Origin of the sequence: Chromobacterium sp. Panama (genome assembly GCF_003052555.1) — a bacterium.
Taxonomy (GTDB): domain Bacteria; phylum Pseudomonadota; class Gammaproteobacteria; order Burkholderiales; family Chromobacteriaceae; genus Chromobacterium.
The window spans coordinates 4,281,328-4,305,483 of sequence record NZ_QARX01000001.1 but is presented as its reverse complement, the minus strand read 5'-3'; the positions used below and the strand labels follow the sequence as shown (position 1 = coordinate 4,305,483).

The following is a 24,156-nucleotide window of genomic DNA, read 5'->3' as shown; positions in this document are numbered from 1 at the left end:
ATTGTAGATTTTCATGTTGCTGAATTTGACTGGGATTTAATTGTGGATGCTGCAGAAAAACCGGTAATTATACGCAACAGTAATCTATCGCTTATTGTTGGGCGCGGTAAGGAGCTAATATTTAGGGTCCTTGCCTATAATGAATTGAGTGTCTGCGTTGTTGAACTGGGGGTGGTAAAGGCTGTCAAGGGCAATGCTCTAGTGAGTAAAATATTTATACCGAATCCGCCCTCGAAAAAAGTCAGAAATAGAAAGAAATGGGCGCGAAATTTTGTAGATAATGCTCTTGCGAATGGAACGCTTGTACGTGTGGCGGAGTTTGGCATCCCAGAGCAAATGACTCAATGCAGCATCCCTCCAGGAAGTAGTCCAGAGTTGGACCGGAGAAGAAGCGTTGTTGAGTATATTGATAGATGTTGGGGAGATTCTGTTTTTTGGAACTGTAAAATTAATGCAAAAGCAGTTGGAGATGCCGCAACTCGATTCGGTGTTTGTGAGGATGCAGTGCGACAGTGGTTTGAAATGCATAAGTTTTATGGCGGGCATGAGAATGCACTTATAGACCATCATTGGAGAAAAGGTGCTCCAGGTGTCTCTCGGCGAGATTTACGAAATGCAGATGGAACTCATACGCTGCTTGGCAGGAGAACTGACAGCGAGAAAATATTTGGGAATAAAGGGCACAAGAGAAAGCGCCTAACCAAGCAACAGCTTGCAAAATACGCTAGCTTTTTAAGGAAAGAAGCATGGGATAGTAATGATAATTTCCCTAAAATATTTCAGCGTTGGCTTGTTAGTCGTGTGGCATTTAATCGTGATAAGGATGGAAACCTAGTAACATATCAAGTCGACCCCAGGAGTTTTTCCGGAGACGATAATATGAAGAGGATTGGCAGGAGATTTCTTAAGCAATTTAGGGCTGAGCGAGATGAAAGTCGGGAAGTTAAGGCAGGTCGAAGAGGAGGTAGCGCTCAAGACATTGTGCATGACCAATTGTCCATTTTGGATATGGATGGAACCCTTGCAGAAAATTATCTTCTTTTTGGTGGCAAAGAGATGTGGATTGACGGGAGAGGGAAAATTACTGTCCTGCTGGCTGTTGACCGGGCAAGTCTGGCTATTGTTGGTTGGGATGTGAGCTTTGGTCCTGAAAATGGTGATGCATATTTAAATTGTGTCTTTTCGGCATATACGCCCAAGACTCGTGAGCTTCATCGGTGGGGTGTGCCATATCTGGCCGGCATGGTTTATGGATGTGCCACTGATTTATTTATTGACCGGGGGCCCGGAGTATCATTGAGGGCACAAACGTCGCTTGTTGATGGGTTGCGAGTGGCTGCAAAAATGGCTCCACCGGGTAGCCCTCCATCCAAAGGGCACGCTGAGCAGGTGATGAAGTACTTCCAAGAGGAGCTGAGTAATTTGTCTGGCTCTACATTCAAAACTGGCGATAAGGATGAGGATAGGAAAAGACAAAAAAACGCCAAGAAGGGAGCAGTTTCCTTGGAGAAATTCATGCAAGCCCTGCTTAAGGCAATTAGTAGGCGTAATCTGGAGACCGATGCAAGCCATCTTTTGACGCCGGATATGATGAAGAACAACATTGCCGCTTGCCCTGCTGAGATATATCGTTACAACAAAAACCGTAGGCGTGGTGATGCCCAGTGGGACTTGGCTCCAGAAGATATTTTTAGAAGACTATGTATTCCTCGAAAACAGAAAGCTCCGAATGGAATTGTTACAATCGATGGTAGAAAATATACCTCGGCAGAACTTCAGCTCTATGCGCGTACTTCTGAAGCAATGCACAATAAGGCCTCTTGTGAAATACAAACTTACGAGATTCCAAATGCTCCCTTTGTCTTGTTATGGGAGTTGACAGGTCAAGGACTTGGGCTGCTTGAAGCTACAGCATCGACGAAGAAGATATTCGAGGACGGGTATGGTTTTTTAACAAAATACCAAAATTACTACCGAAAACACCTGTCTGCAGAAGCAAAATTCATCGCTCGCAAGCACGTGAATGCCGCCATTAGTGCTGAGAGGGCGGCATCTGCCGCGGTGGTTTCGAAAGTCACACAAGCCAAGATAGACAATGTTGAGCGTAACGCAGCAATGGCGGCTCCTGTGGTCGAGACGGTTGGTACACCGAAAGAGCAGGCCCGGAGACACCTAGAACGCCAGAAGGTGACATCCATTATTTCTGAGTTCAATCAGGCACCTTTACAGGAGAGCGATTTCGCCAAGCCCATTGGTCGCGATAACGACTTGGTTTGGATTGATGACGAACAGGATTTGTTCATCGATGGTTAGCCGGCAGTGCGGGCGGGGAGCATTAGATGCGAGAGACTACAGTTTGTTGCTTGATGCCTCATGGCTGATACTCAGCAGGTATTGACGCACGGTTTTCATGCACTTAGTATAGGTTAGCGGTTGAGCCAAACCGTGGGCGAGTTGGCGCCCGTCAGTGCACGCACCGGACTTGTCCGGCACGGCAAAGCCAGTCGAAATTCCTGCGATACCTCTCTCTCGGCTTGATGACTCTTGGAAAGCCGGATAACGCGTGCCGTCCTGAAGAGCTTTCCGTTATGGAGTTCATCATGACTGCTTTCTCCTCTACCTCTGCCGCCCCTGGCTTCTCTGCCTCTAATTCCGAACAGGAACAAGCTAAAATTTTATGGTCGTATCTCGGTCCTAAGCATCCCCGCTTGACGGAGCCGACCGTACAGATTGTCGTCCGCAAACTTGCACAGAGTCCGCTGGAAGGGCCCAAGCAACTCGCCAGACGACTCCAGCAAGAGCTGTTGCAATTTGGCGTTGCTATTAAGCACACAGCAGCAGTGGAGGCAGCCTCTCGGTTACAGGGGTTCTCAGACTGGCATACGGCCCGGCGGCAAGTTCCTAATGACACGCTCAGATTGACAGTAGTCATGGCGGATGTAACCGAAGATTTTGCTCGCTGGCAAGATTTGGCCATCAGACTCTGTAGCTGGTGCGAAGATTGGGTGGCCCAGCGGGGTCCATGCGTGTTCAGCCTCAGTTTTGCCGCCAGTCACATGGCGATTAATGTTCACGTCAAGCAGCCAGATGCTTCTGAACAGACTTGGCCGTTCCTGTTGGTAACCACCTTAACCGGTAATGGTGAATGGCTGGCCGACGCTTCTGGTGCGCTGGAGAGGCTGCGCCGACATCTAGAGGAACCAGGGAAAGCCATACTGGATGGTCTTGCTGTGTTCCAATTGTGTCGGAGCTTGTCGTCAGGATTGTCGCACGCTAATAGTACAGACCTGACCATGGCCGATGTGGTGAACTCAGAACTTGTCCTGCTTCAAGTGGACCACGAGTTGGATTCGGGCTATGAAATCGCCCGCGGAGATGAGCTGACCTGCTGGTCACAGTTGAAACTAGCGTCCAAAAAACAGGGAGTACAGGCGATTACGTTAAAGGATGGTGCTTGGATAATCGGCGAGGCCCGATATATTTGGCAACTATCCACGATTCGCCCGAAAGACATCAGCCCGGGTCTGCTTATTCAGGAATTTAACGAGGCCAACTCTGCCGCCTTGCTTCGACGTTATCACGCCACAAGTCGCTTCTTTCTACATGGCATACCACATCTTGAGGTTAAGGCTAAGCTTCTGAAAGACTTGGGCGGGCTGAGCGAATGCTACCGTATCGATGTGCCCCGGTTGCTCCGGGAATTGGACCAGGCTGGCTTGACTTGGGAAAGCTACTGCGCAGAAGTTGACGAGCAATTGCCTATGGATTCCCAGCTACCGGTCGGGTTTGTATTGGGCCTCATTGAGCGCTTGCAGCTTCAGGAGCCGAACGTCTTGTTTGCGCGGCCAAACCGTTCGGAGCTTGCTCTGGCAAAAGATGATGTTCTATTGCGCACGCTGCTGCTTCGGGTCGACCATGTGACCTATCGGCTTCCACGTGGCGTGAGCAGTGAGATTCTTGAAAAGGTGCGCGAAGCGATTGATGAACTCAGCACGGGAATGCGGCTGCAAAAGCTAATGGCGGGAGGGACTTTCCTTACCCAAGACGACCCCTTGCCTTATCTGGTGTATGCCAGCGATGCAGAGGAGTTTCGCCTGACGCTCGAAAGTCATTCCATGGTGATGTACGTAGGGATAGTGCCTCGGCTGTTCAGGACTGAAGTGTTGCAGGCTACCCTGCCTCAGGCATTTCCCTTTGCGTTGGGGCAAAGCCTGTTCTTGGACATTGATTTTGCTGAGGAGGCCGCACTATGAATGTCATCGCTCAGGAATTGAGGGCGTGTCTGGAAGAACGGAATCTGGCTGGCTTTCTCGATGGCTTTGAGGCCATGTTGCGGACCGAGGCTCGTCCTCTCGATATCCGCGATATAACACAGCGTATTTTGCCTACGATTCTGCTTGAGCTGCTGCAAAGTCGGCGTATCGACGCGCCTTGTTTGGTGCGCCTTGCGCAGCTTATTCGTAGCAACGTGCTCCTCGTTGTGGACAATGAAGTTCTTGTCGGTATTAACCAGCAACTACCAGCAGCTTGGCGAGTGGTCAAAGATGCAGGGACACCCTTGCCGACTCCTTTGATGACATATTCCGATGAGCCTCCCCGCCGTTCAAAGCGCACCGCTCCTTCTGGCCTGCCTGCGTCCGCGGATACCATTCCTATGCGGCGCATCGTGCTGCACAGTGAGTACGCCCTCGGTGTGGTGAATGTTAGTGACATGATGTCATTTAAGAAAAATGTTTGCGCCAGTCGTCAAGAGCGGGAGTTTCTCAAGGCGGTACGACAGTACTTCCCCAATCTGCAAGCCTACCCCAACGTGCCATTACGAAATTTCATCGAGGTAGAGGGAATGGTCTGTAGATTATCCGAGCGTCACCGTAGCTATGTACGGGCTGCCCAAGTCGATGTGCTGTTGTGCACCCAGGAGGAAGACCCCGTTGTCGGGTTCGAATTGGATTCGGCCTATCACGATGCCGCGGAAGTGGTGGAACGCGACCAGTTGAAAGACGAGCTGTTTTCCTTGGCTGGCATTCCACTGTTTCGTATCCGAGCGGATAACGCTTCACATGTGCGAGCCGAGGATTTTTACGACTTGCTGATTGCTGATGCGGAGTCCTTGGATAAGATACGCCCCCGCCGGCTCCGGCCGCGACGCGACCACGATACCTTGGTGCCTGCATCCTTGCAGGCGAGTGTCATGATGGGCTAAGGGCTGGTACGTATGGGAAACGGCTGCGGAGAGCTCATCCGATGGATAGTTCGTCGCGTGTGCGCCGGCGGACAGAGGTGTCTTGCCAAAGAGCGAGCTTGAGGTGAATCATTCCTTCGCCATCTAACCGCAGCACAAGTCGTTTCCCCGTATCGTTGCTCCGAAGCTTGATGAGCGCGCTAACTCCTAAAACACCGACATGGAGCAACCTATCTGCCCAGGCGGGTGTGGTATTCCATGTCCTGTCTAAAGCAATACGGCTATTCGTCATTACAGGCAAGATTCTGCCTTTAAACAGCTTAAATCCGTTTAATAGGCAAAATCTTGCCTGTTGTGGTGCGAACCATACTACTCGTTTTATTGTTAGGCCGATGCACTGGGCGCGGCTGTTTGATAGCTTGGTACGTTATCGGTCAATCAAGGCGCTTCGGAAAAACCAAGCGAGTGCAATTGTGGCAGCTGCAAATCTAACGTCAGAAGAAATGGAAGCTGAGCTGGGCGAAAAGCTCAGAAGGCTTCGACTGAACAAGAACATCGACCAGCAGACCTTGGCGGCGCGGGCGGGAATAAGCGTTCGTGCTCTGCGAAACCTTGAGAGCGGACAAGGTTCATCAGTCAATACCTTGCTCAGGGTACTTCGCACCCTGGGCCGGGAGTCATGGCTGCAAACCATTGCCCCAGTGCCTACTATCAATCCGCTCACACTAACTCGAGCTGCCAAGCCACGGCAGCGCGCATCGCAGAAGCGTAAGCTACAGAATAAAGATTAACCTTATCGAAGCCGATTGCGGCAACTGCTTTGTCCAATTGTATGACAATAGGCTTACCGGCCTGGCATTGATGTTCTCAAGAACAGTAGAGCTAGGAGCAGATGCAGGCGTTCGCACAGTGAGCTCCCTCGAATCCGTATCTTCCCTCTTTTCCGCGCACCATATCATGAAAATTTGATTTTTATGCCTTGTGGGCATGAATTTGGAATGTAATGATTATGCGTTATCAAAAGGGGACCGCCATGCCATACCAAGCCTCCATCCAACGCAGTACACCGACCGCTTTTCTGTTCTTAGTTGACCAATCAGGTTCCATGGGGGACTTGATGGCTGCTTCCGACAAAACTAAAGCTCAATTCGTTGCGGATGTGCTCAACCGTACGCTGATGAACCTCATCACTCGTTGCTCGAAGCCAGAAGGGATTCGCGACTACTTCCAAATTGGTGTTATCGGTTACGGGGGCATGGGCGCCTGTAACGGTTTTCAAGGCTCTCTGGGTGGTAGCATTTTGCATCCAATTTCCAGTATCGGCGCCAACCCGTTACGTATAGAAGAGCGCCGTAAGAAGATGGATGACGGGGCGGGCGGCCTCATCGAGCAAACAGTCAAATTTCCTATCTGGTTCGAGCCACAGGCCGATGGTGGCACCCCCATGTGCGCCGCGTTGACTCAAGCGGCCGAAGAACTCGCTGCCTGGTGTGATGCGAATCCGGATAGCTACCCTCCGACGGTTTTACATGTGACCGATGGGGAATCCACAGATGGCGACCCAGAAGCAGTCGCGGACACCTTGCGTCAATTTCAGACCAATGACGGTAACGTGTTGTTACTGAACCTGCATGTGAGCGCGCAGGCGGGCAACCCTATCCGTTTCCCCGCTGCGGAGGGTGGATTACCCGACCAGTACTCCAAGCTGCTCTTCAGAATGTCCAGCCAATTGCCCCAGCATCTAGTTAGCTATGCCCAAGGCAAAGGGTTTAGCGTCTCTCATGAATCCCGAGGGTTCATGTTTAATGCAGAGGCGTCTGAGATTGTCGAGTTCTTTGACATCGGCACACGTCCGTCGCAAATGCGGTAGAGCATTCAATGTTACGTGTAGAGTTCCATGCGTCAGTTCCCAAAGAGCTGGAACAGCCAGAGCTGAACGAAGATGCGCTGGCCATCGATGAGGCGGCAGGCAGGTTTGCCGTTTCTGATGGGGCCTCCACAGCATACGATTCGCGCATCTGGGCGAACATGCTGACGGCGCGTTTTCTTCAGTCTCCGGTGGTAAACCATGAATGGGTGACAGCTCTTATCCGCGAATACCGTGCGAGCTACGACTTCGACCAGCTATCGTGGATTCAACAATCAGGTATTGAGCAAGGGGCCTTTGCTACCTTGCTGGCGGCAGAGTTCCAGCCCGAGCGGGTGGAGCTGGAACTCCTCTGTGTCGGCGATAGCCTGGCCGTCCTGGTCGAAAATGGCACTGCCTTAAAAACCTTTCCCTACAGCCATGCTGAGCAGTTCGATGTAGACCCGACGTTGCTCTCAACACGTAGCGACGCCAATGAATTTATAACAGCCAGCCAGTTCTACAGCCAGCACTCAACGACCTGGTCCCTCCATAACAACTCAGTGGTCCTGCTGATGACTGATGCCCTGGGGAAATGGTTGCTAGAAGCGTCGGTAAAGGACCATTCCACATTACAGCAACTGCTCACCATCGGTTCAGAAGAGGAATTCAAACAGCTGGTAATGACACTTCGCGAGACGAAACAGATAAAAGTCGATGATACGACTCTCGTGAGATTGGCATTTGGAGTGAAAGTTTAAGCCTGATGCGTTATCCCAGCCTTGAGCAATACCAAGTAGCACTGCAATCGCCGAGGACAGCCTTTATTGATGCGTCCTTAGCCTCCGGCTCGATACCGACCAATATGCTCAGCCTGCCAGAGGTTATCAGCGGGGGCTTTGCGCTCACCTATCGTGTAGACGTATCGAGCAACCGTTATGCGGTACGGTGTTTTCATAAAGAGTCCACTGCACTTGAGCAGCGTTATACCGCAATAGCGAAACGGTTGAGGTCGCTAGCGTCTCCTTATTTCTTAACTTTCGAATACCAATCACAGGGCGTTAGGGTCGATGGCGCTGTTTTCCCATTGGTAAAAATGGCTTGGGCTTCCGGGGAAACGTTGGGCGAGTTCCTTGAAGCCCACCACAAAGACCGTCAAAAGCTGTCCAATTTGCAGCAGGCCCTGCGGTCGCTGGCGACATATCTGGAACAGCAGGGGATTGCTCACGGGGATATTCAGACCGGTAACCTGATGGTGTCGAAAGATGGTCGAACCATACAGTTGATTGACTATGATGGGATGTTTGTTCCGGAGGTTGCGGCACTAGGTTCGTCGGAAATGGGGCATCTCAATTTCCAACACCCAAAGCGGGATGCTCGGCATTTTGATAGTCGACTGGACCGCTTTTCATTCATTCTGCTGGATTTGGCTCTGCGCGCCTTACAGGGTCACCCTCAGTTGTGGGTGGCCACCCAGTGTGAATCTGACTCGATAATTTTCCGAGCCAACGACTTCATTGACCCACCGTCATCAGGGGCGTTTACACAACTTTTCAAGCTATCCGGCCTTGAACGAGACGTTAAAAATTTTGCGGCTATTTGCCAAGGGGGCTACAGCGAAGTCCCATCCTTAGCAGAGTTCATCAACGGGCAGTACACCCCCAGAACTGTAGTCGCCCTGGGGGCGGGTTCACAGGTCAGGGCACGCGCAGCATATCTTAGCCAGTACCCTGTTCTGGATGGCGGCGACTACATGTTGCTTCAGCGGCATATAGGCCAAATGGTGGAGCTCGTAGGCCGAATTATTGAAGTGAGTGAGAGTAGGACGCGGCACGGCAAACCCTATGTATTCATCAATTTTGCTGACTGGCGTGGCCAATGCGTAAAACTCACTATTTGGAGTACCGCCCTTAGCAAATTCTCCAGTAAGCCGACAAAAAGTTGGGAGGGGCGATGGGTCAGCACCAAAGGGTTGGTTGACCCTATTTATCGTAGCAAACCGAGCGCTCGTCAGCCGTATGAACATATCAGCATAACCATTTCCGCCCCTAACCAAATCCTGTTGCTGGACGGAGAAGAAGCGCTTTATCGCCTTGGCAGGTCAAACAATGCCAAAGTGGTATCACGGGGAGATACCGTTAATAACAGCGAATTGCTCTCGCAATTACGGGGAAATGCTCCTTCGGCAGTAAGTTCATCAGTTCGGCCGAAAATCCAGCAACCACTGCCATCCCCGAATCAACAACTACTGGCCAAGTTGAAAGGCCAGCAAGCCACCCAGAGCCCCATTACACATAGAAGTGCAGCGGCAGGGCAACCACAGCAAAAACCAAGAGTGCAGCGTACGCCGGTATCAACTCCATCGAGACCGTCAGCAGGTTCCATTCAGCACAGAATGCCCATGAATGTCCGGCACACCCAAATCACAGGCAAGAAGGGGAGAATTCGTAAATGGCTGTACTGGGGGATTGGGCTATTTTTTCTGTACTGGGTACTGACGGCTCTTCATGCATGAATGCTTATCGTTTTGTGGCTGAGACTGGCTAGACCGCTTAACCAAATATGCATTTAGGAAACGTAGAACTAAATGAGAAACAAGACCGCGTGGGAGAAAGCAGCCGAGGCACAGGGTACGACCGACTCGGAACGCGCCCTGACCCAGCTCGCTCGCAAAGCGTTCCTGAGCTTGTGGAGCTATCCAAACGTCTATAGCGATGAAGGAAGGTCAGGCGGCAAGGGAGATGGCAAGGAGCTGGTAGACCTACTGGTGGTCTTTGGCTCCGACGTGCTGCTGTTCTCCGACAAGCACTGCGCATTTCAGTCAAACGTAGACATCAAGGTAGCTTGGCCACGTTGGTACAAGCGGGCCATCGAGAAGTCTGCAAAGCAGCTTGCCGGCGCCGAAAATTTCCTTCGGCGGTTCCCGGACCGCGTCTTCGTCGATAAATCATGTCAGACCCCGTTGCCTGTAGCTCTCCCTGACCCAGCCGTAGCCCGCTATTTCCTAATTGCTGTCACGCGCGGAGGTCATGAGGCTACAGCTCGGCACTTTGGTGGTGGCAGCACTGGCAGCGTGATGTTTAACAACCTGCTTGAGGAAGATGCTCACTACAAACAGCCATTCGAAGTCGGTTTCCCACTAAAAGGCCGCCGCTTCGTTCACGTTCTTGATGAGGTGACGGTTGGTGCTCTCCTGGAGGAGCTGGATACAGTACCGGACCTTGTCGACTACCTTGTCTGCAAGGAACGTTTTTTGGGTGCAAATATTGCCTTCATGCACGTTGCCGGTGAAGAAGAATTGCTGGCGACGTATATGTGCACGATGGAGAACGGCCGACATACCTTGCCCAAAGTACCGAAAGGACGTAATGCGGTCATCCTCCCTGAGGGACATTGGCGGTACTACTGCTCAAGCCCCCAACGAGCGGCCAAGCGCCTGGCTGACCAAGACAGCTATATGTGGGATGCGCTCATTGAATACCAAGCGTCTTTCGTTCGCGCAGGGACCGCGATTGGACTCCCTGAAGCACCACCGGAGACCATTGACCACGAGCGTATCCTACGCGCTCTTGCCTCAGAGCCCCGACTAGCCAGGCGTGCGCTAGCAAATGATTTCCGCTTTGCGCTCTCGAAGAGTACGCCTGGCGAGAAGTTTGCGCGCATGACCCTGAGTGGCGACAACATGTCTCGCGCGTATGTTTTCCTGACCGTACCGAAGCAGTCGGATATGGACTACCAAACTTACCGAGAGATGCGCACAGCTTTACTGTTCACGTACTGCCACGGCATCAAGCTACGCTTTCACCATGTGACCGAAGCGGTATGTATAGCCTCTGAGCCATTCTCCGAGGAAGCCGCCTCCCAAGACTTTCTGTATGTCGACCTTTCTGAAGACATGGGGCCAGAAGAATCCGCCATGTGGGCGGACACGATGGTGGAGTTGGATGTATTGCAGACACCGGCCGAGGATATGCAGTACCTGGCGCAAAAAATTCCCGAGTTTCCCATGCCTTTCAACTTCGGTGGACCGCCGTTCTACGAGTATGACCCAAGCGCTCCAACGAACCGTGCCGAGCGACGCAAAATGGAGCGAGAAGCCAGGAAAGAAGCAAAGAAGGCGAACAAGCAGAATGGTTAGGTGTTGTAACTATGACGATGCGCCGATAGCGAAGATATGTAGAGTTAGGCCAATCAAATCGACCGACAGAGCCCGAAACCATATCGACAACTCGTCATCTAGTAGTTCACACTTACAGGACATATAGATATTAAAGGTCCAGGAGGACTGCATGGCTAGGCGTCGGAAGGCCAGTAACATCTTTGTAGGAAAAAGGCGCAGCACTAAGGCTGGCGAGTCGGTAGCGCTTGGTGTCGTAGTTGTGATAGGGATTGTCATTGCCGCGATTTCTATGATTCCGATTTGGGTGTGGTATGGCGTGGCTGTTCTGCTAACGGTTGTTGTCATCAAGTACATCTACAATGCTGTAACCAAGTCTTCTCAAGGGCAGCCTACTGTAGATACAACTATGGCAAGCAGCGTTACCCACCCCAAGGCTGATAATCTTGTTTCAGTACGGTCCAATACCTCCACCTCAGATAATAACGAGCATCGACTGCCGCCGCCCCCGGCAGGTTTAACCGGCATCCATTGGATTCCGATGGGAGAATCCGTAGATATCGCAGGTATTCACATCCCAGGTGGGCTGCTCTATGTCGGAACGCCTCCTCGTAATACATCAAACCCGGCATGGATTGACCCGGCTAAGAAAGTAGCAGCAGCTGGCGACTACCAAGAACGCCAACTTGACTACTGGCCAAGCTATTCAGAGGCAACACCAACGGCCCGTCGGGCCTATCTCAATTGGCTTGCATCCGGGAAATGCGACCCAGATGCCGATATTGGTTTTGTTTTTCTCTACTTTTATGGCCTTGAATACCGGGCGATAAACGATGCACAAGAGAGTGCGGCAGCCAAAGCTGAAATTCCACAAATAGCGAACGAACTGAGGCGCCTGCTCAGCATCTACGGTAATCGTTCTGGGTCATTTCGAAGCTACGCAGGGAATTTATACGAGCTGCTCTCTCTGGCAGACTTGCCAAGCCCACTGTACCGGGCCCCCATTCCCGACCTCCCTCAATCCTATGAGGTCCCCCTATACATTCGGCTTGCCTTAGGCTCTGCAGCCGTTGATGGCGCACCTGTTCCAGCCGCGTTGGCTCGCTCCTGGGTTATGTACTCTCCTGCAATTCGCCTTCGTACCCCAGCAACACGTTGCAGCCAGCAGTTTGACCAACTATTTGGTCTGCGCTATGCCGAATTGTTTGGCGAAGGAATGGTCCTGCCTAGAAATAAAACCAAGCTGAAATGTATGTATCGGCCGGCATCAATGGCGCTAAGCAATAAAGGCATTACCGCTACCTTTGGGGACACTCCTGACGTTACTGTGCTGACAAAGCCAATCAAGCAGCTTACAGAGCTCACAGAATCAGTCACTCAAGAACTGGATGCTTACAGCCGATACCTTGGTAAAAACCCTGAGACCGAAAGTGCGCTCGAAGGACTACTACTGTTACCACCTGTGCTGTGGCCCGAAGCGTCGAAGCAGACCCTGGACGAACTAAAAGCCAAAATTGGTGATGGCATGCTAGTCCTTTCTTTCCAGGAGCTACTCAGCACTCTGGATGCAAGAACGACGTTAACCAAAGACAAAGCCATCGCGATGGCTAAAGCTCTGGAGTCACTGTCTATTGGGATAGAGCCAGACATCCTGAGCGGGGCTCGGTTGCCTAAGCCAGAAGACAAGTTGGCACTTTTTGCCATTCCACCGGGAGAGGAAACGTCCCGCGCTACTCCAGCTTACCAAGTCGCCGCGCTGACACTACAAGTAGCCTCTATTGTCGCAGCCGCGGATGGAGATTTCAGTGCGGACGAGTTGAACAACCTACTGCACCATATTGAGTCCTGGACCCATCTCACCCCGAGTCACATCAGCCGGCTTAAGGCGCACTTGCGTCTGCTGGTGATTACTCCCGCCTCGCTCCCTGCACTGAAGAAAAAGCTGGAGCCCCTAGACGTTGCAACCAAAGAGACCCTTGGCGCATTCATGGCGACAGTGGCCCAAACGGACGGCAAGGTCACTCCCGATGAAGTGAAAATGCTGGAGAAAATTTATAAGGCACTGGGGATTGACCCCAAAAAGGTATTCAGTGATGTGCATGCCGTCGCTGCGGGCTCTTCTCCCACAACCATAGCGATAGAAACAATTGAAAAATCAGGCTTTACACTAGACCCTGCGCGCATCGCTGCACTTCAAAGTGATACAGCTAAAGTCTCCGCGCTCCTCGCCAATATTTTTAATGAAGACGTTCCAGTAGGAATCGGCCATATTGACACAGACTTGGACCAAGCTAACACGGATGATGCCCCCGTATTGGAGACCCATTCCACGCAAAGCCTGATGGGACTTGACGAGTTGCATACTGCCTTTGCCCGACTACTTATCTCTCGCCCCCAATGGACAAGAGACGAACTGCAGGATGTAGCCACAGACATGGACCTGATGCTTGATGGCGCCCTTGAGCGGGTTAATGAAGCCGCCTACGACAGCCATGATATCCCTTTCACTGAAGGCGATGACCCCATTGAGGTTAACGCTGAAGTTCTGGAGAAGATTGACGCATGACTACGACCATTCGCCCGAAAGACCGAGATTCTGTTCTCCAATCTCTTCGTGCCGGCGTTGTACCACGTTCAGGTCAGCACCTCATCCAGGTGGGCCGTACGCGTGAAATCGAAACAATGGTTAATGATATTGACCGGATTGCTGATGGCGGTTCAGGATTCCGGGTCGTCATTGGAGAGTATGGTGCTGGCAAGACCTTCTTTCTTAATTTAGTGCGTGCGGTTGCTATGGAGCGAAAGCTGGTGGTGGCCAGTGCTGACCTGAACCCTGACCGCCGCCTACATGCAAGTGGGGGCCAAGCACGTTCGCTGTACGCTGAATTGATGCGCAATCTGTCGACGCGTACTAAGCCGGAAGGCGGCGCACTGGTTGGTATCGTCGAGAAGTTCATCGCGACGGCCAAGACTGATGCCAAGACGCAGGGCCTGGCCACAGAGGCCATTATTCGTGAGCGGCTCAACCATCTCACCGAATTGGTTAATGGCTACGATTTTGCTGACGTGATTGCGGCCTACTGCCGAGGCTTCGAAGAGGGCAATGAAGAACTCAAAGCCAATGCTATCCGTTGGTTGCGTGGGGAATACTCGACCAAGACGGATGCTAGGCAAGCACTTGGGGTACGTAGCATCGTCGATGATGCCTCCATTTACGACCAGCTTAAGCTGTTGTCGCGCTTCGTAAGATTGGCAGGGTTCACTGGTCTCCTGGTTAGCCTTGATGAGCTAGTCAACCTCTACAAGTTGGCAAATACGCAGGCGCGCAACTCCAACTACGAACAGATTCTGCGTATTCTGAACGATTCGCTCCAAGGCTCCGCTGAAGGCCTTGGGTTTATCCTTGGAGGCACGCCTGAGTTTCTCCTTGACCCAAGACGGGGGCTGTATAGCTATCCGGCTTTGCAGAGCCGACTCGCCCAGAACAGCTTTGCAACAGGGGAGTTAGTCGACTTAAGCGGTCCTGTCGTTCGACTATCAAGCCTGACGCCAGAAGACTTCTACGTGCTACTACAGAAGATTCGGGGAGTATTTGCATTGGGTGACGAGAGCAAATACCTCGTTCCAGACCAAGGTATCTTCAGTTTCATGGAGCATTGCTCGAAACGGATTGGCGATGCTTACTTTCGTACGCCCCGAACTACCATTACGTCCTTCATCAACCTGCTGGCTATCTTGGAGCAAAACCCTGGCACAGCATGGCAGGAGCTGCTGGGGGGCGTCGAAGTGCTCGCCGACACTGGTGGTAACGCAGATTTGGCGGTTGAGGGCGAGGATGACGACGAATTTGCATCCTTCAAAATGTAAGCCGCGCGATGGCATCGCGTACCTCTAACTCGTTTTTCCTGCTGGATGAACGCATCCAGCGCTTTCTCTGGCAAGAGCAGTGGGAGGCGCTGCGAGAAGCTCAGGAAGCCGCCATCCCACTCATCGTAGGGGCTGACCGAGATGTCATCGTGGCTGCGGCAACTGCAGCAGGTAAGACTGAAGCGGCGTTCTTGCCTGCACTCACCCATCTCCTGCAGCAAGAAACCCCGGCTCTTATCGTTTACATCAGCCCATTGAAGGCGCTCATCAACGACCAATTCGGTCGACTAGAGCGCCTCTGCGAGCAGTTAGAGATACCGGTGTGGCCCTGGCATGGTGATATTGCGGCCTCAACCAAGGCCAAGTTCACATCTCAACGGCACGGGGTGCTGCTCATTACACCGGAGTCGCTGGAAGCGCAGCTCTGCAATCGAGGCACGGCAGTTGCAGCCCTGTTCGAGCGTGCGGCCTATTTCGTGATTGATGAGCTGCATGCATTTATCGGCTCGGAACGGGGTAAACAACTACAGTCGCTGCTACATCGGATTGACACCGCCATCAAGAGAACAACTCCGCGAATTGGGCTATCTGCAACGTTGGGGGATATGAATCTAGCCGCGGAGTTTCTCCGTCCCGGCGGTAGAGCAGGCGTAGCGATGGTCGTATCAAAATCAGAAGGTGGGGAGCTGCGCATCCTTCTGAAAGGCTATGAAGAACCCCTGGTCGTCCAGAGCAAGACCTTCTTTGTCGATGACGCCAAGGCCGCGGATGACGATGATGAAGAGCCCCCTGAACCCAAGATGCCTGCGGCCATCGCTACACATCTCCTCAAAAACTTGAGAGGCTCTAACAACCTCATTTTTCCGAACTCACGCCGTGAGGTCGAACGCTACACCTATTTACTCAACCGCTTTTGTGATGAACAACAGGTGCCAAACGAGTTCTGGCCACATCACGGTAGTCTGTCCAAAGAGTTACGCCTGGAGACCGAAGCCGCTTTGAAACAGAAGGAGCGCCCCGCCTCGGCTATATGTACGAACACGCTCGAGCTCGGTATTGATATTGGCGCGGTGAAGAGTGTGGCCCAAATTGGCCCTCCTCCTTCAGTTGCCAGCCTACGCCAGCGCTTGGGGCGCTCTGGTCGAAGGAAAGGTGAGCCTGCCATTCTGCGGGGCTACACCATAGAAAATGCTTTAGGTGGAAAATCCTCATTGGCTACGGACTTGCGCTTAAATACCGTTCAGACCATTGCGATGATTTCGCTGCTGATAGAGGGCTGGTTTGAACCACCAGTAGTACATGGTATGCACTTGTCCACGCTTGTGCAGCAGGTGCTCTCCATCATCGCGCAGTACGGTGGCGCCACCATTGGTCAGCTCTACGGGTTCCTCTGTGCTCCTGGTTGCCCCTTCTCCGGCGTTAGTAAAGATGAGTTTGTCGCACTAATTCGCCATATGGGGCAGAAAGAGCTATTGGTTCAAGAGTCATCTGGTTTGCTCCTCCATGGCCAACTTGGTGAAAAATTCGTTAATCACTACAGCTTTTTTGCCGCATTCGCTTCAGAAGAAGAATTCCGCATCGTTTGCGGCAACCGAACGCTTGGAACCTTACCGGTATCGCAGATGTTGGCCGAGGGCCAGCGGATTCTGTTCGGTGGCCGGACGTGGAAAGTAAAAGAGGTGCTCGAAGACGAGAAAATGGTTGTTGTGGAAAAAGCCCGTGGAGGTGTCGCTCCAGCATTTTCTGGAGGCGCAGGCCGCACACATTCCAAAGTCAGGCAACGCATGCGCGAGGTGCTGGAGGCCGGTGACTCACCGGCTTATCTTGACCCAACAGCGGCCCAGTTTTTGATGGAGGCACGACAAAGCTATCATCGGCTTGGGCTGCACGAGACGGCGTTCCTCGACTTGGGCAGTAGCGTAGTCGTCTTGGCCTGGCTTGGAGACGATGTGAATGAGGCCATTGCTTGTTTGCTGAGATATCACGGCTTTGAAGCCATGCTAGCCGGCCCTTTTGTCGAAGTTCAGAAGAGCTCCCGAGAGATAGCAGAAATAATCCAAGCCCTGAAACAAGGCATTCAGCCTGAGTGCATGGCTGACCTGTTTTCAGAAAGAGATAACCTTCAACGAGAGAAATGGGACTGGGCGCTACCGGCTTCATTACTACGCAAGGCATACACTAGTCGTTATTTGGACCTGGCAGGAATGGCAGCGTGGGCAGCAAACCTAACCGCGGCATCGGCCTGACATTCTGCAGTGTGCTGGTGCACCAGCGACATCATGACACCATAATGGTCTTAAACAGTGTCCAAATACCAAATCGTGTCACCATACTTTGAACTCGGGAAATCAGGCATGACTTCACCTTGTTCGAAATGGCGCTCGGCGCCTTTCTTGGCCGGTGTCCACCAGAAGCCGCTCTGTGGGCACGGTTGACCACCCTCACACCGCCCACCTGGTGCAGCGTGTTCCACTGTAGGCTCCGGGGTGGGTAGGGGGATGTTGTCGAAGCGCGCGTACCAGCTACCGGATTCCGCTTCATCAAAGCCATTCTGTTGCGGCAGGTAGTAGTGCAGCGAGCCCGGCTCGGTGGTGCGCACTGGTTTCACAGCACGGTTTACCGCGACATAGGGGATGGGGGCGCCATCCTCTGGTGCGCCAAGGTCGGGGTACTCGCCGGCCTGAATCATCAAGCCGCTGGCGTAGGTGCTAAAGGTAATCTCAGGCCAGGCTGCGAGTTGCGCACGAATGGCCGCCTCTCCGCCCAACTGCTGCACGAAGCCATCACCCAGGATAGTTAGCCAGTTGGCGCCCTTGATGTGGTGTTGTAACTCAAACGCCCCCGCCACAAATGCCCGAGTATCTACGTCCAGACCGATGAAACGCTGGGCTAGCTCGTACTCGTACGGCATGTACTGGTGATAGTCTGCGGGGAGAATCGATGAGAAACCACCGTAGCCGTGAACCGGATTCAATTTGTTGGCAATAAACGCCACCAGGCGTTGATATTGCTCACGGCCATTGGCAGAAAGGAGTATCTCGGCGGGTAAAGCGAACTTCAGGAAAGACTTTCTTCCCCACTCCTCGTGTACACGTTGAATGGTCAGGCACCCCATTTGGTAGCTGGGTGCGTAGTCCTTGGTTTTTTCCGAGGTAATGAGCCACTCCAGCGCATCATCCGGGTCGACGAGCTCCAGGGCTTTCGTCCGGCACCGTTGGTAGATGGCCGTCGTCATTTGGCCAAACTTTTCGCCTGAGAAAAACTTGCCTTTCAACTGGGCGCCAAACAGCTCATAAAAGTAATCGAAACACTCGACGATTTTGTGACGTACGGCCACCGTACTGCCACCCTCGTAGAAGAAGGTAGCAATCAAGCCAGGACGAATGACCACCGTGTCGTCGGTACCCATGGTCCCCGTCAAATCACCCTGGTATTGCTGCAGTCGTTGCAGCTGCCGCGGTAGCGATGTTTGTTCCATTTCTCAATCCTAATCTATGCCGTGGTCGCCATCGTGGCACCACCGAGAATCCCCACGCAGGCGAGGAAGCCGGCCACCAGCTCAGCCGGCAGGGCAAGTACCATCACCACGGCGGCCGCCACCACCAGTGCAATGCCGACCACCACCTTGCTGACATTGAGCACAATCTGCCCCCACTCAATCTGGCTAATCTCGCTCCAGGCGATGTCGCAGTAGCGTTCAATCTTGGCCCACGCCGCCTTCAACTGCTCCTCGGTCCAACTCGCCAGCACGCGGCCTTGCTCGTTGACCCAGGTCCAGGCGTGACCGGCCTGGTCGCGCACCCAGCGGCCCGACTCTAACAGCCAAGCGGCCTCTTGTGCCAGCCAGTCGCGGGTATCTTTCGCCAGGCCCTCCATGCCTTTCTTGGCACCGGCCCACATCTCATGCAGCTCGCGTTGTAACTGTGTACCCCAGTCCTGGATGTAGCCGGGGGTTGAGACAGGCACTGGGCTATAGATAGGCGCCGGCACGCGCTGGCTTTGTGACTTGGATTGGGTTTGTGACTGCGAACTAAATACTGGCGCTTTAGCTGGTTGCGTCGATTCCTTTTCCTTGCGGCGGTCACGCACATCCAGCACGGTGAACCGAATTGGTCCCCCAGAAATATCTTGGTAGGCCTGTTCTTGCCGCCATTCCAAATAGTCGCCTGGAAATTTAATCTCCACTACTCGAGCCAAATTATCACCATGCGGTACGCCATCATGGTCCGCAGCTGCACGGCCAGGCCAGCGCGTTTCCTTATCCTTCACAATAATCAGGTCAGGGCGCCGCAAATAGCCTTTCGATAACCCTTTGGGAAACGGGTTGACGGTATGCCGTCGATTGCTCCCTTCCGCGCGCAAGCTAGAGCTGAGAAAGGGAATCGGGGGGTTCCGCTTCATGTCGAAGCTCACCTCGGCTTTGTAGAACCATTTGAAGCCATGCCCATACTCATCCAGGCGAATCAGCGTAGACATGGTGATTTGCCGCATATTGAGGTTATAGCGGCGGCCGGTTTTCTTGCTGGTCACCTCTACCGCCTTGGGGGCCAGAATCGCCTTGTCGGCCTTCTCGGTCAGGTAGGGCTTGTTGGCCGGATGGGGCAATTTGGCATACTCGGGACGCTCTTCCACGATGGTCATCGTGCTCCCGGCTGGTTGGTACTTGGCCATCAGGCGTCTTCTCCGTTGTCGTCTTTCAACTGCAGCCCGCGCTCCGCTTGGCCAGTGCCATAGCCGTACAGGGTGTAGTCCTGTTCGACCGGAGGCTTGGGCGCCTCGAGCCCCACCGGCTGGGCATTCGGCGTGAAGGCGGCACTCGTCTTGCCCTGCCAGTCGGTGTAACCCGACAGCGTGCGGCCATTCGCCAATTTGAGCCGGTACGCTTTGCCGACCAGTGGCTCGCCAGTTTTTTCGTCTTGCAGGATATAGCTGCGCTGATAGCCTTTAGGCAGGAACGGCATCGGCATCGAGACGCTCGCAGGTCCGCTCATCTCGTGGCTGCTGCCCTTGATACTGATTTTGCCCGGGCAGTGCAGCTCGATGTTGCCGCCTTTGAGCCGGATATACGCGCCACCGCAGGTCAGCAAGATTTCTTCTTTGCCGGTGACGGTGATGCGGCCTTTGGTCGAAGTGATAGCCACATCTTTGGAGGCCGTCAGCTCCATCTCGCCTTCTTGCGCCTGTACCTGGACTTTGCCTTTGGCGGCAATCAGCTTCATGGTCACTTGGTCCGCCACACCGGCGACAAACAGGCTGATGTGTTTGCCGACATTGGCCAACCAGCGCCGGCCGGAGGTTTGGTTGAGGTCGCGCTGCGCAATCAGGTCCAGGTTGGTGCCGGCAGCCAGGGTCTGGCTCTGCTCGGACACGCTCGCCAGGCCGGCCGGCGCCGACAGCACCAGCAGCGGTTGTTGGCCGGCCTGGTCGCCGGTAGCCATCTTGCCGTCTAAATCGGTGCTGGTCCCAGCTTCCCAGGCGTGCAGCGCATCGAGCTGGTGCTGCAGGTGGCCTATGGGCCGTTGACGCCCCTTGCTGTTGTCGGCGTCGATTTCCTCTGGGCCGGTCTCCATGGTGTCGGCCTGCTGGGCGGTGGCGGTTTCCGCCAGCACCTGGCTCAGCGCCAGCGCAGACTGCAGTTGGCTACTAGCATGCTCGCGAGCCAGCTGTTTGCCGCCGGCGCCGTTCTGCGCCTCGGTGGTCACGAGCAGGCCGTTGGCGGCGCGGATAGCGCCGTGTTGGTCGGTGCGCAGCTCGAAGCCCTCACCGCGGGGGTTCGCTTTGCCGTCTTGTCGTGGCGTGGTGAGATAGCCTTGATTGAGTTGCGTGGCGCCGTGTGTGCTGGCTAACCGTGACCGGACTTGGTTTGGCGTGTCGTCGAATAGCAGTTCGTTGTAGCCCTGGCCGTCGTGCTCCTTGGATTTGATGCCGGACAGCGTTTTGTTGCCTGGCAGGCTGCCGGCACCGCTGAACTGAGGCGGCATATGGCTGCCGTTATACAAAACACCGGTGACGACAGGACGGTCAATATTCCCTTCGATAAAGTTGACCAGGACTTCTTGGCCAACTCGCGGAAGATGCATGTGACCGAAACCAGCGCCGGCCGAGGGCATGGCGACGCGCAGCCAGCAGGAGGAGCGCTCATCCATATTGGCGCCGATGGTGGGGTGCTCTGCGGCTCTTTGCCAATGCAGCTGTACCTTGATACGGCCGAATTCATCGGTGTACACCTCGCGGCAGTCTTTTGGCCCCACAACGGTCCCGGTCTGCGGGCCAAGGCTCGTGTGCGCAGCATGTTCGGTATGCGCGTATGGCGGCGTCAGTGGAATGCCGCGGCGTTGTGCTTGGAAGGTGGTCTGAAACGGCGGCGCGTTGTCTGTGGGCTCGAGCACCAGGCGCGGGGCGGCCTGTCTCAGCTGTTGGGTCAGGTCGGCGCCCAAGTTGTTGTTGGCACGCAGGGTTTGCTGCGTGACGACAAATTCGCGTTGCGCCGCCGCGTCGGCATCGTGCGCGGGGTGGTCGTCCAGACGGAAATATTCGCCAGGCAGCAGGCCGCGCACGGTACCGCTGCCGCTGAATTGCTTGGACTGCAGGTCCAACGCCTGCTGGCGCAATTTGGCGTAGTGGTTCAGTTTTTGCTCGTCGCCGGCAAGGTAGATGCCGGGCGCATCGTAGTTTTGCAGGGTCGACTGCAGCGCCTGCCCGCTCTGTCCCGACTGCTGCGCACTGTCCTGGGCAGCGTGCAGCGTGGCGACCAGTTTGTAGTCGAAACTGGCCAGCGCCGTTTGCCCTGACATCACCTGGCGTTGCGATGCCCAGGCCGTGAGGCCATCCTCTTTTTCTGAGGCGTCGGCACGATGGAACCGCACCCGGCCGACAGCTGCTTGCGGCAAATTGTGGGCGTCATCGAACACTACCAACTTGACCTTGGGGCCATCGTCATCCAGGTGCATAAAGCGCCACGCCAACCCCTCGGAGTGCAACAGCCGTACGATGAAATCGAAGTCGCTCTCTTTGTATTGCACGCAGTAGCTTCTAACCGGCAGCTCGGCGGTTTCGAATGCCAGTGACTGGACACGAGAAAACACCGGATTCGCGGTTTGATGCTCCGAAATAATCTGCCGCACAATCTCCGAAACCGGCATATCTTGGAACACACGCGCTGTGCGTCGATGGCGCAAAAGCGAAAAGGGAGCCTCCACCGCAATCCGATATTGCGCGAACCCGCCGTCGGCACCTAAGCGTTCTGCACTCGATACAATGCCGCAGCGAATTACCTCCGCACCATTGGCATCTTTGATGCCAATACGGGCTGCCTGCCCCAGCAATGCCTTTAGCTCGATGCCGTCGGATGGGGATAAACAAGTCAACAGATAGCGATAGGATTGCGAAACGCCTTCCGTGCCCTCCAGGCTTTGCGGCAGCATCTGCTCGGCGGCAATCTGTCCCTCTCCCAATGAAAGGGTCAGTAGGCGATGCTCTTGAGTGAAAGCAGATGCAAAACTGGCGAGCAGGGTGTTGAGGTTAAGGTCCATCGACAAATCCTGTTGCAGAATAAAAAACACCCTCATCGGAGAGGGTGATGGCCGAGACACGCTATCGTTAGGTTGCTTAAATATATTAAGTTCCCATGCCTAGGCCAGCAATGCATTAGCTCAAGAGATTGATAATCTTTTATGAAGCCTGACAAAAAGAACAGGTTACGGAGTATCTGCCTTGATGACAGCCCTAAATGCATGGTTCTGGTTGCCGGCAAATATTGATGAGAATCAATATTTTAACGTTGAGGACTGTTCGAGGATGTCTAATTCAGGAAAAAGCATATCGATAAGTTCATGATGACTCGTATCCGGAAGGTAAGATGAGTCGCCTTGGCTAATGGCGGATTTGTACATTCTTACTTTTTGCCTCCATTTTCCCGTTGGGTCTTCTGCTTTAATTTGCTCCGCGCGATTATAGACTTGCAGCGCCCTCCGAAATACTTGCAGCACAGGTTTTTGGGCACTGGCAATCCAGTGCGCAGCCTCGACCAATGTCGAGTAATTCCAACCCACTGGGTGGCCATGCTTTGCTGAATACAAGGCATTCAATATTGTACGGGGTAGATAACTTGGGAACTCCGGCAAGTGGTATGGGCTCTGGCTAAACTGCTTCCGAAGCTCCCCCCAAGTTTTGTAGTCGACAGAGCCTCGGTCGGCCGCATAGTCAAGCCAGAAGGCTTCGAATGCTTTCCGGCGCAGGGTTTCCGGAGCGGATTCTTGCTGCTGCCATGTTTGCAGCGCCTTGTCGTAATCGAAATAGAACGCACGTTGCCCCGCTAGGTCGAGCGTCAAGTCGTGAAAAGCAACAACCTGCCGGGACAAGTTGGTCGACGCTGGCTGCGCCCAGATGCACTCAAGATGGAACGCGGCCTGTTTGAGGGAAGTTGCGACGGTCTCTCGGTTAACAATAAAAGCATTTTGATTGTTATTGAAAAACACATCGTCTTGCGTCAGACGCCGGTTATCATCCTCAAACTGGGCGAATATCCAGAACAGCAGAGCCCCTTCCTGCAGGTAGAACTGGCGCCGCTCGGCGATAACATTCAGGTACGTCGTTGAAAGCTGAATCTCGAAGATGACGGGAATATCGCCATACATCGCCTGCACATCCGGGCGCCGCCACTGACCCAAGGAGCCCTTCCAAGTGTCTTCACTGCGAATCTGAGAGAACCTGGGGTCCGCGGAAAGGCATTGCACGACCCAATCCTTCATCCGGCGATGCAAGGCACTTTCTTTGGCACCGTTGTATTTTCTGGCGTTGATGTCCTCTTGGGACAACTCGCCCCGGGTTCGCGCCGGGCATCGGTCGTCCTCAAGTTCATGCCGGAAAAAGAAGTGTTGTTTGTCTGGGCAACTCACAAGGTACACAGGGATACCGCATAAAGAACAAGCGTAAAGCGGCTCCTGCTTATTAATCTGCGTACGCAATGCCATCCGAAGTTTCATTACCTCAGCGTAATCCGAGCTAATAACCTTCGTGACGGGATGATGCTGGCCGGTCTGTAAATCCAGGACGTCTTGGATGGCTGGATTTTCGACTGCGAGCGACATGCATCTCTCCTTACTTATGGTTATGAGCGGCAGTGGTCAGTCGCCCAAGGCTGGT

15 protein-coding genes are annotated in these 24,156 nt (G+C 53.7%); 11 read left to right on the top strand and 4 right to left on the bottom strand.

Annotated elements, in window-relative coordinates; all coding sequences use genetic code 11:
• Nucleotides 1-42 precede the first annotated feature (42 nt).
• The 11 genes from DB032_RS23900 (at nucleotide 43) to DB032_RS19355 (ending at nucleotide 17,258) form a co-directional block, all read left to right on the top strand.
• Nucleotides 43-2,313, top strand: a complete 2,271-nt coding sequence (locus DB032_RS23900) for a transposase family protein (RefSeq protein WP_146176739.1) — start codon at nucleotides 43-45, stop codon at nucleotides 2,311-2,313.
• A 287-nt stretch (nucleotides 2,314-2,600) separates the two neighbouring features.
• Nucleotides 2,601-4,253, top strand: a complete 1,653-nt coding sequence (locus tag DB032_RS19395) for a glyoxalase superfamily protein (RefSeq protein ID WP_107802020.1) — start codon at nucleotides 2,601-2,603, stop codon at nucleotides 4,251-4,253.
• A complete protein-coding gene (locus DB032_RS19390; protein WP_107800910.1) occupies nucleotides 4,250-5,203 on the top strand; it encodes a DUF2726 domain-containing protein in 954 nt (317 codons plus the stop codon). Before DB032_RS19395 ends, DB032_RS19390 begins: the two co-directional genes overlap by 4 nt.
• Nucleotides 5,204-5,373: 170 nt before the next feature.
• Nucleotides 5,374-5,973, top strand: a complete 600-nt coding sequence (locus tag DB032_RS24455) for a helix-turn-helix domain-containing protein (RefSeq protein ID WP_199225938.1) — start codon at nucleotides 5,374-5,376, stop codon at nucleotides 5,971-5,973.
• A 242-nt stretch (nucleotides 5,974-6,215) separates the two neighbouring features.
• Complete coding sequence (locus tag DB032_RS19380) at nucleotides 6,216-7,052, top strand: vWA domain-containing protein (RefSeq protein ID WP_107802018.1); 837 nt, start codon at nucleotides 6,216-6,218, stop codon at nucleotides 7,050-7,052.
• An 8-nt stretch (nucleotides 7,053-7,060) separates the two neighbouring features.
• A complete protein-coding gene (locus DB032_RS19375) occupies nucleotides 7,061-7,789 on the top strand; it encodes a protein phosphatase 2C domain-containing protein (protein ID WP_107800908.1) in 729 nt (242 codons plus the stop codon).
• 5 nt (nucleotides 7,790-7,794) lie between these two features.
• Nucleotides 7,795-9,543 (top strand): serine/threonine protein kinase, encoded by a 1,749-nt coding sequence (locus tag DB032_RS23895; RefSeq protein ID WP_146176738.1) that lies wholly within the window; start codon nucleotides 7,795-7,797, stop codon nucleotides 9,541-9,543.
• A gap of 72 nt (nucleotides 9,544-9,615) precedes the next feature.
• Entirely contained in the window at nucleotides 9,616-11,166 is a 1,551-nt protein-coding gene (locus tag DB032_RS19370) for a hypothetical protein (RefSeq protein ID WP_107800907.1), read from the top strand.
• A gap of 151 nt (nucleotides 11,167-11,317) precedes the next feature.
• Nucleotides 11,318-13,711 carry a TerB N-terminal domain-containing protein gene (locus tag DB032_RS19365; RefSeq protein WP_107800906.1) on the top strand — a complete coding sequence of 798 codons (2,394 nt, stop codon included), beginning with the start codon at nucleotides 11,318-11,320 and terminating at the stop codon, nucleotides 13,709-13,711.
• Nucleotides 13,708-15,012, top strand: a complete 1,305-nt coding sequence (locus DB032_RS19360) for an ATP-binding protein (protein ID WP_107800905.1) — start codon at nucleotides 13,708-13,710, stop codon at nucleotides 15,010-15,012. Before DB032_RS19365 ends, DB032_RS19360 begins: the two co-directional genes overlap by 4 nt.
• Before the next feature lie 8 nt (nucleotides 15,013-15,020).
• Nucleotides 15,021-17,258: a DEAD/DEAH box helicase gene (locus DB032_RS19355; protein ID WP_107800904.1), complete on the top strand. Its 2,238-nt coding sequence runs from the start codon at nucleotides 15,021-15,023 to the stop codon at nucleotides 17,256-17,258.
• Nucleotides 17,259-17,308: 50 nt separating this feature from the next.
• On the opposite strand, the gene DB032_RS19350 is transcribed toward DB032_RS19355, so the two are convergent.
• The 4 genes from DB032_RS19350 to DB032_RS19335 all read right to left on the bottom strand — a co-directional run bounded on the left by DB032_RS19350 (nucleotide 17,309) and on the right by DB032_RS19335 (nucleotide 24,101).
• Nucleotides 17,309-18,490 (bottom strand): type VI immunity family protein, encoded by a 1,182-nt coding sequence (locus DB032_RS19350; RefSeq protein ID WP_107800903.1) that lies wholly within the window; start codon nucleotides 18,488-18,490, stop codon nucleotides 17,309-17,311.
• A 14-nt stretch (nucleotides 18,491-18,504) separates the two neighbouring features.
• Complete coding sequence (locus tag DB032_RS19345) at nucleotides 18,505-19,683, bottom strand: VRR-NUC domain-containing protein (protein ID WP_107800902.1); 1,179 nt, start codon at nucleotides 19,681-19,683, stop codon at nucleotides 18,505-18,507.
• A complete protein-coding gene (locus DB032_RS19340) occupies nucleotides 19,683-22,544 on the bottom strand; it encodes a type VI secretion system Vgr family protein (protein ID WP_107800901.1) in 2,862 nt (953 codons plus the stop codon). Before DB032_RS19340 ends, DB032_RS19345 begins: the two co-directional genes overlap by 1 nt.
• A gap of 234 nt (nucleotides 22,545-22,778) precedes the next feature.
• Entirely contained in the window at nucleotides 22,779-24,101 is a 1,323-nt protein-coding gene (locus DB032_RS19335) for a DUF6035 family protein (RefSeq protein WP_107800900.1), read from the bottom strand.
• Nucleotides 24,102-24,156: the final 55 nt, after the last annotated feature.

What these genes read in the sequence shown, in the direction of transcription:
- DB032_RS19370 (WP_107800907.1), top strand. Translation starts at nt 9,616, where the DNA reads ATGAGAAACAAGACCGCGTGGGAGAAAGCAGCCGAGGCACAGGGTACG.
- DB032_RS19345 (WP_107800902.1), bottom strand. Translation starts at nt 19,683, where the DNA reads ATGGCCAAGTACCAACCAGCCGGGAGCACGATGACCATCGTGGAAGAG.
- DB032_RS19360 (WP_107800905.1), top strand. Translation starts at nt 13,708, where the DNA reads ATGACTACGACCATTCGCCCGAAAGACCGAGATTCTGTTCTCCAATCT.
- DB032_RS19335 (WP_107800900.1), bottom strand. Translation starts at nt 24,101, where the DNA reads ATGTCGCTCGCAGTCGAAAATCCAGCCATCCAAGACGTCCTGGATTTA.
- DB032_RS24455 (WP_199225938.1), top strand. Translation starts at nt 5,374, where the DNA reads ATGAGCGCGCTAACTCCTAAAACACCGACATGGAGCAACCTATCTGCC.
- DB032_RS19355 (WP_107800904.1), top strand. Translation starts at nt 15,021, where the DNA reads ATGGCATCGCGTACCTCTAACTCGTTTTTCCTGCTGGATGAACGCATC.
- DB032_RS19365 (WP_107800906.1), top strand. Translation starts at nt 11,318, where the DNA reads ATGGCTAGGCGTCGGAAGGCCAGTAACATCTTTGTAGGAAAAAGGCGC.
- DB032_RS19380 (WP_107802018.1), top strand. Translation starts at nt 6,216, where the DNA reads ATGCCATACCAAGCCTCCATCCAACGCAGTACACCGACCGCTTTTCTG.
- DB032_RS23895 (WP_146176738.1), top strand. Translation starts at nt 7,795, where the DNA reads ATGCGTTATCCCAGCCTTGAGCAATACCAAGTAGCACTGCAATCGCCG.
- DB032_RS19375 (WP_107800908.1), top strand. Translation starts at nt 7,061, where the DNA reads ATGTTACGTGTAGAGTTCCATGCGTCAGTTCCCAAAGAGCTGGAACAG.
- DB032_RS19395 (WP_107802020.1), top strand. Translation starts at nt 2,601, where the DNA reads ATGACTGCTTTCTCCTCTACCTCTGCCGCCCCTGGCTTCTCTGCCTCT.
- DB032_RS19340 (WP_107800901.1), bottom strand. Translation starts at nt 22,544, where the DNA reads ATGGACCTTAACCTCAACACCCTGCTCGCCAGTTTTGCATCTGCTTTC.
- DB032_RS19350 (WP_107800903.1), bottom strand. Translation starts at nt 18,490, where the DNA reads ATGGAACAAACATCGCTACCGCGGCAGCTGCAACGACTGCAGCAATAC.
- DB032_RS19390 (WP_107800910.1), top strand. Translation starts at nt 4,250, where the DNA reads ATGAATGTCATCGCTCAGGAATTGAGGGCGTGTCTGGAAGAACGGAAT.